A 10,037-nucleotide genomic window follows, 5' to 3' on the forward strand; every position below is an offset into this window, starting at 1 on the left:
CGCCGCGCTGTCAGGAAGGCCTCAGCCGGCCATTCCAGTCTGGGGGCCTCAGATGAGGAGACCCCGCCATGAAAAAGACCCTCGCCCTTCTCTTTGCCTCAACGGCCCTGACCGCCGCCGTCGGCCTGCCGGCATGGAGCGCCATGCGCAGTCCCGCAGTCGCCGCCGATCGCCCGCTTGCGGCGGTTGTCGATGACGGACAGGAGGCGCTCCCGCTCGTTCTCGCCAGCGATGATGACGATGACGATGGGGACCGCCGCCGGCCTGGCCACGGCCGTGGCGATGATGACGACGACGACGACGACGACGATGACGATGACAGCGGGCGCACCGCTGGCAATCCGGCGCCCGCCGGCACCGTCGCCCCGCCGCAGAACGGACTGTTCGGCAATGGGGCGCCGCCGCAGGTCAAGGTGGACTGAACGCGGCGGCTGATCGTCCCTCCCGGAAGAAGGTATTCCCCATGAAATCCGTTCTCGCAGCGCTCGCGCTGACCACCGCGCTCACGGTTCCCAGTCTCGCCATGGCGCGTCCCGTCACGCTGACCACGACGCTCAACAACTACGGCGGCAACGGCGCCTATCTCGCTTTCTACGTCACGGACGCGAAGGGCGCCTATGCCGGCAGCCTGTGGATGGCCGGCGGCAAGTCGAAATATTACGAGCACCTCACCGACTGGTATCGCGCGACCGGAGGGGCACCGGCGCAGATCAACGGCATCACCGGCGCCAGTGTCGGTGCCGGCCGCTCGCTCAAGATCACGCTCGACCTGGCCGACGCGTTGTTCGACGCCGGCTACACGCTGCATGTCGACGTGGCGGTGGAGGACATGCGCGACAGCCCCAACGATGTGTCGGTGCCGCTGACGACGGCCGGCGCCGGCAAGTCGGTGCGTGGCCGGCGCTATGTCGCCAACATCAGCTACGGGCTGTGAGGAGGCCGGGCCGATGATCCGCGCGCTTCACCGTTGGCCGGCTCTGCTGGCTCTGGTTCTCGTCACCGTGCTTGCGCTCAGCGGGGCGGCGCTGTCTGTCTTCCCGGTCGCTGAGCGCCTCGCGGTGCCGCAGGCCGAGAGCGGGCTCACGGTGGCGCAACTCGCCTCGCGCATCCAGGCTGTCTATCCGGGTGTCGAACAGATCCGGCGCGCACCGTCGGGCCGGATCACCGCCTACTGGTTCGATGGCGGCGCACCCGGTTCCGCGGTCATCGACCCCGCAACCGGGCAGGGCGTTGCCTCGGCGGACCGCAACCCGGCCGAGCGGTGGCTGACCATCCTGCACCGGTCGCTTTTCCTCGACGACGCGGGGCGGATCGCGATGGCGGCCGGCGCGGCCACGATGCTGGTGCTGTCGTTCTCCGGCGCGTTTCTGGTGGCGCGTCGTGCCGGCGGCTGGCGCCGCTGGCTGGCTCCCCTGCGAGGTCCGCTTTCGGGACGCCTGCATGTCGAGATCGCACGTGTCGCTGTCGTCGGTCTTGTCCTTTCCTCGGTGACCGCGCTTTGGATGACGGCTGCCACCTTCGATCTGCTCCCCCATGGCGGCGCGGCACTGACCGTTCCGACCGCGGTCAGCGGGCAGACCGGCGTGGCGATTGCCCGGATGGACCTGCTGGCGGCTATGCCGGTCGCGGAGCTGCGCGAGCTGGCCTTTCCCTATCCCGGCGATGCGACGGATGTCTTCACGCTGAAGACGGATCGCGGCACCGGCTATCTCGACCAGGGAACCGGGGCGCTTCTTGCCTGGGCCGACCTGACGATCTGGGAGCAGGTCTCGGAAACGATCACCATGCTGCACACGGGCAGGGGCGCCGCCGTGCTGGGCCTCGCGCTCGGGCTCCTGGCGCTGAGCGTGCCGGTGATGGGCGGGACCGGGCTCGCCCTGTGGTGGGCGGGCCGGCGCGGACGGCCGCGCATCCGCAACAACGTCGCTTCCGGCCGCGCCGGGACGATCCTTCTCGTCGGCAGCGAGGGTGGAAGTAGCTGGGGCTTCGCCGCGACGCTGCACCGGGCGCTGACGGAGGCGGGCCAGAGCGTCCATGTGGCGGCGATGTCGAGCTTCGATCCGGCGCGCTACCTCCATGCCCAGCGCATTATCGTTCTCGCGGCGACCTATGGCGAGGGCGCCGCACCTGCCTCCGCCGAGGGGTTCCTCGACCGATTGGCGCAGCTTCCGGCGCCTCCCGCCGCTCCTCTCGCCGTGCTCGGCTTCGGCGACCGTAGCTTCCCTGCCTTCTGCGCCTTCGCGCAAGCTGTGTCGGCGGCGGCGCAGGCCAAGGGCTGGCGGGAGCTTGTTCCCTTCGACACGGTGAATCGCCAGTCGCCGCAGGATTTCGCCCGCTGGGGACGCGAACTCGGGGCGGCGATGGGGATCCCGCTGGAGCTTCTCCATCAGCCCGTGCCTCCGCCGTCGCACGCGCTGAAGCTGATCTCGCGCCGCGACTACGGGGCGGAAGTACAGGCGCCGACCGCGATCCTGCGCTTTGCCGTGCCGAAGGCTGCGCTTTGGCAGCGTTTGACCGGCCGCGGTTTTGGAGGATTCCAGGCGGGCGATCTGCTGGGCATCCTGCCTGCGGGCTCCGACGTGCCGCGTTTCTATTCGCTCGCCTCGGCGCGCCGCGACGGCTTCATTGAGATCGTGGTGCGGAAGCACCCCGCCGGCCTGTGCTCCGGACAGCTCATGTCGCTGGAGCCGGGAGATAGCGTGACCGGGTTCGTGCGGACGAACCCCGCCTTCCGGGTCGGTCGCGGCCGCACGCCGCTCATCCTCATCGGCGCCGGCACCGGCATCGGGCCGCTTGCCGGCTTCATCCGGGCCAATACGGCGCGGCGCCCGGTGCATCTCTTCTTCGGCATGCGTCATCCCGGCAGCGACTTCCTCTATGGCGACGACATTGCCGCCTGGAAGAAGGCGGGCCGCCTCTCGCGGCTCGTCACGGCGGTCTCGCGCGGGGCACGCCCGCACTATGTGCAGGACGCGCTGCGCGCCGAGGGAGCGCAGGTCGCCCAACTGGTCAGGGACGGAGCGCGCGTGATGGTCTGCGGCGGGCGCGACATGGCCGCCGGGGTGGCGGATGCGCTGGCGGAGATCCTCGCGCCATCCGGGTTGACGCCGGCCGCGCTGAAAGCCGAGGGGCGCTATGTCGAAGATGTCTACTGATCGCACCCGCCACGCATTGAACGGTCCCACCATGGGCACGCGCTGGTCCGCCCTGTTCCATGCCGCTCCGGGCGTCGATGCGGCTCCGCTCAAGGCCGCGCTTCAGGCGGCGACGGACGAGGTGGATGCGCAAATGTCCAGCTGGAAGCCGGACAGCGACCTGATGCGCGTCAATGCGGCGCCGCTGAACGTCTGGATCGACGTGCCCATGCGCCTCATGACCGTGCTGGAGGCCGCCCTGGCGGTCGGGCGCGCCTCGAACGGTGCGTTCGACATCGGTGTCGGCGATGCCGTCAACGCATGGGGCTTCGGCCGTGCGGAGGCCGATGCCGAACGCATTCGCAAGATCCTCGGCAGCCCGCGACACCGGACGCACGAGATGCTGGAAGTCGATCCGGCGAGAGGCCGGGTGCGCAAGCACGCTCCCTTGATGCTGGACCTGTCGGGCATCGCCAAGGGCTATGGCGTGGACCGGCTGGCCGAGGTAGTGCGTGCCTTCGGGATCTCCGGGGCATTGGTGGCCATCGATGGCGAGTTGCGGGCCATCGGGCTTCAGCCTGACGGTGAGCCGTGGGCCGTCGCCGTCGAGCGGCCGGACCCTGAGGCGAGGGCACCGCACGCGATCCTCGCCTTACAGGACGCGGCTGTCGCGACCTCGGGTGACTACCGCCATCGGGTCGATGTCGGCGGCCGACATTTGTCGCACACCATGGACCCGGTACGGGGCGGGCCGCTCGCCGCGTCCCCTGCCTCCGTCACGGTCGTCGCCGCGACCTGCATGGCCGCCGACGCCTGGGCGACGGCGCTGATGGTGCGGGGAAGCCGGGACGGCGCGGAGTTGGCGCGCCGGCAGCAGCTCGACGCGCTGTTCATCGACCGGGACGGCGACCAGCTTCGCGAAACGCGGATCGGGCCGCTGTTCGAGAACCATCCAGCTCCGTCGGCTCGCTCTGCCGCACTGGTGCTGCCTCAGAACCTGTAGGTCAGTCCGACGTTGCCGTACCAGCCGGTTCCCTCCTCGTCGAAGAACTGGGTGCCCACCATGAGGCTTGCCAGGGCGTTCGGCCCCGCTTCCGCCGAGAGGCCAAGGCGCAGATCCGTCCAACCGTCGCCGGGGGCGTAGACCGGCATGTCGAACGTGACGGGAGCACCCACGAGGCCCGCATTCACCAGCCGGTCACTGTCGAGGAAATTGTAGTTGTAGGTGGCCTGCACCAGCGCCTTCAGGCGTGTCCCGCCGACCTCGAAGGCGTAGACGGCCCGCCCGCCAAACGTGCCGAAGAACAATTCGCTGGCCTGGCTGCCGAACCGCATGGCGGAGGAATCGTCCTGCGTCTCGGCATAGGCGTCCACGTTGGCCCGCTGGTAGGAGAGCTGGCCGATCGGCCCGAGGCTGAAGGCGCCGAGCGTCATGTCATAGCCGGTGGCAAGGCGCGCGGCGTAATAGGTGCCGTCGGTTTCGCCGGAATTGGTACGCCACGCCGCGCCCAACATGAACTGACGCTCGACGTTGTCATAGCCAACGGTGCCGAGCGTGCCGGAGAGCTGGCCGTAGAAGCCGCCGAGCTGAAGGTTCGCATAGGTCGTGAACGTGAACATGTCGGCATCGAAGCCGCCCGAACTGCCGTCGAAATCGTAGCTGCCATGGGAGAGGTTGAGCAGCGCGCCGGCGCTCGCGCCGTTGCCGAAGCCGTATTCGAGGCCGAGATATCCGCCCACCGCGCTGCCGTCCGCTCCCGAGCGGTTGCCGGCCGGGTCGACGTCGTAGCTGCTGTAATCCACGTTCGAATAAAGCTGCCAGCCGGCCTTCGCCGGCGCGTCGAGCCGGTTGTCCAGCGTGCGGAAAATACCCCATCCGGAGGTGAGCGGCACATCGGCGAGAAGGCCGATGAGGCTTGGCGCTTCGATGATCGAGGCGACGTATTGCGCCAGCACGGCGTGGGCCGCCGGGGTCGGATGGACGTCGTCCGCGAACAGATAGGTGAACTGCGCATTGGGCGCCGCGAGCGTCGCCGTGCTGCACATGATGGAGGAAGGCGTGGTGCACGCCGTGCCGGTCACATTGGTGAAGCCGTAGCGCGTCGGATCTGTGTAGACCTCGGTCAGGATGCGGTACATGTCCGCATAGATGAGGTTGCTGCCTCCCAGCTGTGCGAGGCCCGCGCTCAACACCGCATTATAGACACCCACGGAGGCCGCGTAGAACGCCCCGGCCTCGGGAACGGCTCCGGCCGGGGTGAGCGCAATGTTGGGCAGGTTGGGCACGACGATGTAGCGCGCGCCGGCCTGTGAAAGAGCGCGGATGTTCTGCACATGCTCCTGCGCGGCGCCCGCCACGCTGGTGAGCGCGGCCTCCACCGACTTGCCGCCCCCAATGAGGGTCGCCTCCGCGAAGATGTCGTTGGCCCCCGCCCAGGCGGAATAAAGCGCATCCGGGTCGGCCCGCCCGCCCGTTGACGCGAGATAGATGCCGATCTGTTGCGCTTCGCCCAGGGTATTCAACGGGAAGACGGGACACTGCGTGGGGCTGAAGCCGGAGTTCACGCAGGCGCCGCCCTGCGCATAATTGTTCCCGCCGACCACCGTGCTGGTCTGGGTCACCGCATCCGTGGCGAGATAAGGCGAGACGGTGATGCCGAAACGCGCGCCCAGCACCTGGTTCCAGACCGGATAGGGGTTCACCGTGAACTTCAAGGGGAACAGTGCGCCGTCGACCGGGAACCGATAGGTGCCCGCGTCGCTGAGGCTGTCTCCGAACACGTAGAAATTCGTGAACTGCTGCGCGGGAGCTTCGGTGGGCACGCCCAGTCCGACCAGCAGAGCGAGCGACACAACAAGACCGCTACCGCGCAAACCCATCCCCACCCCCGATCGGCGTCGACCGCTGCTGCGGTGAACTTAGCCGGTGGCGGCGCGCGCGCAAGCCAGGTGGCCGCCGAGGACGGCTAGAACCGCCACGTCAGATTGGCCTGCACGGCGTTGACGGTCACATTGTCGGCGAACTGGCCGAAATAGGAGACGCCGATACGGGCCTGCTCGCTGAGGATGAGGTCCGCGCCGACCTCAACGAGCGCCGTATTTTCGGCGAGCGGCACGCCCGCGACGGTGAAATTCGCCGCCGGCACGCTGAGGAACGCCATCTGCGCCTCCGGCGTGATGTCGCCGAAGGCATATTGCCAGGCGACCGAGGCGTGAGGCTTCAGCGCCATGCCGTCGGACAAGTCGATCGTCGTCGCCATCCGCAGGCCGAGCGAGGAATAGCCGACGCCCATCGAACTGGACGCGCCATACAGGCCGGCGGAAGCGCCGGTCTCGGTGAAGCTGTCGGTGTCGAGATGGACATAGGCGAGGCCGACGAAGGGCTCGAAGGCCAGCTGCTGCAGCGCGAAGCCATAACCGACCTCGGCGAAGACCTGCGCGGTGCCGCCGTCATATTCCGCGCTCGCCTGCTCGACGAAGGGATAGACGAGGGTGCGCGAGGTATCGATCTGGTTGAAGGCGTAGCTGGCGCCCACGCGCAGGTTCCAGGGCCCGGAACTGGTGCCGGCGTAGAGCGCCAGCAGCAGGCTGTCGACATCGCTCGAACTCGCCAGCGTGTCGATGTCGGCGCTGGACTGCGTGTAGCCCAGCGCGGCGCCGACCAGCCAGTTGTCGACGTTGACGTCGACGCCGGAGATGATGCCGCCGATCGTGGCGTCGACGCTGGCCGTACCCGTGCCGCCGCTGTAGTCGCTCCAGCCGCCGAAGGCCTGCGCCCAGATGGTGCCGGTGAAGGCCGGCTCGGCCGTGGCCGCGGGTGCCTTGGTCGGAAACGGCACGCCGCCATTGGCGGGCGCCGCGTAGGCCAGCGCCGGGCCGCCATAGGCGAGCGCCGCCATCGGGCCGGACTGGCCGGTATAGGTATCCTGCCGCAGGCGGCCGAGCAGCGCCTGGCGGCTGTACAGGCTGTCCCCGATCAGGACCGACTGCTCGCTGGCATAGGCTTCGCCGGACAGCGTGCCGAGGGCGCCGGGCAGTTCGCTCGAGGTGAGGTCGTAGAGCGGGGCCAGTGCATCCGGCAGGGTCGTCAGCAGGCCGTTCGTGGTGGTGTTGATGATGCCGTCGATGGCGGCGCCGACCGCACGCTGGTTCCGCGTGATGCCCGGCAGGCCGGCGAGGTCGGCGGCGACGCTCATGCTGACGGTCGTCGGGGCGTAGGTGAGGCTCGCATCGAACAGCGCGGGCAGGCCGACCGTGACGAAATCGTCGAAGGTGCCGCTGATCCCCTGCGTCGCGGCGATCAGCGTAGTGGTCGGGGCGAAGCTGGTGGTCTGGAACGAGACCTGCAGCGTGCCGGCGAGCTTCGCCGTGCCGGCGATGCCGAAATAATCGGTGCCGGTGTCGGTCACGCGCGCGGCATAGGTGCCGACCGAGGTCTGCACGAAGGTGCCGCCGAACAGGTGGGTGACCGAGGGCAAGTCGCCGCTGACGCCGAGCCAGCCGCTGTTCTCGAAGCGCTTGCCGATCCCCGCCGTCGCGGCGATCCGGCCATCGATGACGCCCATATTGACGATGACCGTGCCGGTGGCATCGGGGCCGGTGCGCAGGGCGTCGGCGACGATCGTGGTCTGCAGCGTGCCGTAATTCAGGAAGGTGCCGTACAGCCCATGCAGTTCGACCGCCGCGCCGGCGATGCCGGAGGCGGTGATGGTGCCGCTATTGGTCAGCACGCCATAGGTCTCGCCGCGCATGCCGATGCCGCCATTGCCGGTGGCCGCGATGGTGCCGCTGTTGACGATGTCGTCGCCCCGGCCGCCATCCAGCGCGGCGGCATTGGCGGTGGCGAAGGTCAGCGTGCCGGTGTTGCGGATCGGGTTGTAGATGCCCGGAATGGTCGCGAGATAGCCGTTGACGCCATTGGCATCGACATAGATGCCGACGACATTGTCGCCATAGGCGGAATTGGACGACACGACCGCGCCGGGAATGTCGATCTCGTACCAGGTCGCGATGCCGAGCGCGTCGACATGCATCACCGCGGGATGCACCACGCCGTCCGCGGAGACCCAGTTGACGACGAGGTTGTATTCGTCCGTCCGCCCGGCGCCGGTGATGCCCTCGAAATGCGTCGCGACGGCGCCCGGGTGGTCATAGGTGACATAGGTGCCAGTGCGCTGGTCGTAGATGTAGCCGTGCTCGGCATGGAGAACGCCATCGACCATCACCTCGCCATAGCCGCCGGCGATCTTGTCGCCATAGATGCCATAGGCCGTCGTGCTGATGGCGCCGGGGATGTTGTTGGTGACGTAGGTGCCGGTATCGATGTTGTAGATGAAGGCGTTGCCGGTCGCGAGCCGGGTGTCGTAGTCGCCGACCACCTGATTGCCGAATGTGCTGTGCGCAATGGTGAAGAGCACGCCGTCGGTGGGGTAGGTCAGGTTGGTGAGCTGCTGGCCCGGCGCGGCGGCGCCGTCATAGAGATAGCTGGTATCGTAGGGCGAGGTCTCGGTGGTCTTGTAGCTGCCCACCACGCGCAGCACGCCGTCAGGATTGCCGAAGCTCGGCCCATAGGGCGAGGAGCCGAGGGCGCCGGGATAGTTCGCGCCGTTCGCGGTCGCCTCGGGGAAGGCCGACCAAGTCTGCGTCACCATATTGTAGATGAGCCCGCCGGTCCCGCCGGGGATGGTGTAGTTGCCGACGATGTTGTTGCCGCGAATGCCGGTGAGGAACGTGCCGGCCGTGCCGAAATTCAGCGTCTGATAGGTCGTCGGCGTCGGCAGGGGCGTGGCCTGTGCGGCCGGGGCAAGGCCGCCGACTCCCACTCCGACGCCTATGGCAGCAAGCCTGCGCGCGCCCGCTCGCGACATGCCGTGCGAAATCGACCGAATCGTCATGATATGTGCCCCCGCAACCCCGCCCTGAACTAACCAGCCTATCTGTCACGGGGGAAGTTAGCGATGGCGCTTTTTGGTCGCATTTTCGCCAAGGCGCCGCCTGTTTGCGGCAGTGCCCCGGCGGGGATGGCGAGCGGATCGTGCGGCGGTCTGATCGGATAATGTATTAAATATCAACTTGTTAGATATTTCCCCGTCGAGCTCGCGCGGCCTGATAGGGCAGGGCCCTAGTACACGGCTCTTCCGCCGGAGATGTCGAAGACGGCACCGGTTGAGAAGGCGCAGTCCTCGGAGGCGAGCCAGGCGATGAGGGCGGCGGCTTCCTCGACGGCGAGGAAGCGGTTCATCGGGATCTTCGACAGCATGAAGTCGATGTGTTCCTGCTTCATCTGGTTGAAGATCTCGGTCTTCGCCGCCGCCGGGGTGATGGCGTTGACCAGGATGTTCGAGGTCGCCAGTTCCTTGGCCAGCGACTTGGTCAGCCCGATCAGCCCCGCCTTCGACGCCGAATAATGCGAGGCGTTCGGGTTGCCTTCCTTGCCGGCGATGGAGGCGACGTTGACGATGCGGCCCCAGCCGTTCTTCAGCAGCTCCGGCACCACGGCTTTGCAGGTGAGGAACGGGCCGACCAGGTTGACGTCGACCACGCGGCGCCAGGTGTCGGTGTCGAGCTCCCACAGCTTGCCATTGCCGCCGGTGATGCCGGCATTGTTGACGAGGATGTCGATCTTGCCATGGACGGCGGCGACGGCGGCGGTGGCCGCCTGCACCGAGGCCTCGTCGGTCAGCTCGACCACATGGGTCGAGACCGTGCCGAGCGCCTTGAGGGTCGCGGCCGCCTCGTCGAGGCGGGCGGCGTCGATGTCCCACAGCGCGACGGAGGCGCCGGACTGGAGGAAGCGCTCGGCGGCGGCGTAGCCGATGCCGCGGGCGCCGCCGGTGATGATGGCCACGCGGCCCTTGAGATCGATGGCGTTCATGTCGGGTACTCGTCCGTTCTCAGGCCGCG

The 10,037-nt window shown here is 68.1% G+C and carries 7 protein-coding genes; 4 read left to right on the forward strand and 3 right to left on the reverse strand.

Going from position 1 to position 10,037, the window contains the following annotated elements; genetic code table 11:
* The first annotated feature begins 68 nt into the window (after nt 1–68).
* Genes ACO2RV_RS15085 through ACO2RV_RS15100 form a run of 4 tightly spaced genes read left to right on the forward strand, consistent with a single transcriptional unit; the run spans nt 69 to nt 4,137 of the window.
* Nucleotides 69–422, forward strand: a complete 354-nt coding sequence (locus tag ACO2RV_RS15085) for a hypothetical protein (RefSeq protein ID WP_423294357.1) — start codon at nt 69–71, stop codon at nt 420–422.
* A gap of 41 nt (nt 423–463) precedes the next feature.
* A complete protein-coding gene (locus ACO2RV_RS15090; protein WP_423294359.1) occupies nt 464–934 on the forward strand; it encodes a DUF2271 domain-containing protein in 471 nt (156 codons plus the stop codon).
* A gap of 13 nt (nt 935–947) precedes the next feature.
* Nucleotides 948–3,155 (forward strand): PepSY domain-containing protein, encoded by a 2,208-nt coding sequence (locus tag ACO2RV_RS15095; RefSeq protein ID WP_423294361.1) that lies wholly within the window; start codon nt 948–950, stop codon nt 3,153–3,155.
* The gene (locus ACO2RV_RS15100) at nt 3,136–4,137 is read left to right on the forward strand and encodes an FAD:protein FMN transferase (RefSeq protein ID WP_423294363.1); all 1,002 of its coding nucleotides are present in this window, start codon (nt 3,136–3,138) and stop codon (nt 4,135–4,137) included. Before ACO2RV_RS15095 ends, ACO2RV_RS15100 begins: the two co-directional genes overlap by 20 nt.
* On the opposite strand, the gene ACO2RV_RS15105 is transcribed toward ACO2RV_RS15100, so the two are convergent.
* The 3 genes from ACO2RV_RS15105 to ACO2RV_RS15115 form a co-directional block, all read right to left on the reverse strand.
* Nucleotides 4,125–6,014: an autotransporter domain-containing protein gene (locus ACO2RV_RS15105; protein WP_423294365.1), complete on the reverse strand. Its 1,890-nt coding sequence runs from the start codon at nt 6,012–6,014 to the stop codon at nt 4,125–4,127. The two genes, ACO2RV_RS15100 and ACO2RV_RS15105, sit on opposite strands and share 13 nt — an antisense overlap.
* A gap of 86 nt (nt 6,015–6,100) precedes the next feature.
* Nucleotides 6,101–8,956 carry an autotransporter domain-containing protein gene (locus ACO2RV_RS15110; RefSeq protein ID WP_423294367.1) on the reverse strand — a complete coding sequence of 952 codons (2,856 nt, stop codon included), beginning with the start codon at nt 8,954–8,956 and terminating at the stop codon, nt 6,101–6,103.
* Nucleotides 8,957–9,255: 299 nt separating this feature from the next.
* A complete protein-coding gene (locus ACO2RV_RS15115; RefSeq protein ID WP_423294392.1) occupies nt 9,256–10,008 on the reverse strand; it encodes an SDR family NAD(P)-dependent oxidoreductase in 753 nt (250 codons plus the stop codon).
* Nucleotides 10,009–10,037: the final 29 nt, after the last annotated feature.

The organism is Ancylobacter sp. VNQ12 (genome assembly GCF_049445835.1).
Classification (GTDB): Bacteria; Pseudomonadota; Alphaproteobacteria; order Rhizobiales; family Xanthobacteraceae; genus Ancylobacter.

Excerpts from the sequence above, each read along its gene's own strand:
- ACO2RV_RS15105 (WP_423294365.1), bottom strand. The coding sequence starts at position 6,014 with ATGGGTTTGCGCGGTAGCGGTCTTGTTGTGTCGCTCGCTCTGCTGGTC.
- ACO2RV_RS15090 (WP_423294359.1), top strand. The coding sequence starts at position 464 with ATGAAATCCGTTCTCGCAGCGCTCGCGCTGACCACCGCGCTCACGGTT.
- ACO2RV_RS15100 (WP_423294363.1), top strand. The coding sequence starts at position 3,136 with ATGTCGAAGATGTCTACTGATCGCACCCGCCACGCATTGAACGGTCCC.
- ACO2RV_RS15095 (WP_423294361.1), top strand. The coding sequence starts at position 948 with ATGATCCGCGCGCTTCACCGTTGGCCGGCTCTGCTGGCTCTGGTTCTC.
- ACO2RV_RS15085 (WP_423294357.1), top strand. The coding sequence starts at position 69 with ATGAAAAAGACCCTCGCCCTTCTCTTTGCCTCAACGGCCCTGACCGCC.
- ACO2RV_RS15115 (WP_423294392.1), bottom strand. The coding sequence starts at position 10,008 with ATGAACGCCATCGATCTCAAGGGCCGCGTGGCCATCATCACCGGCGGC.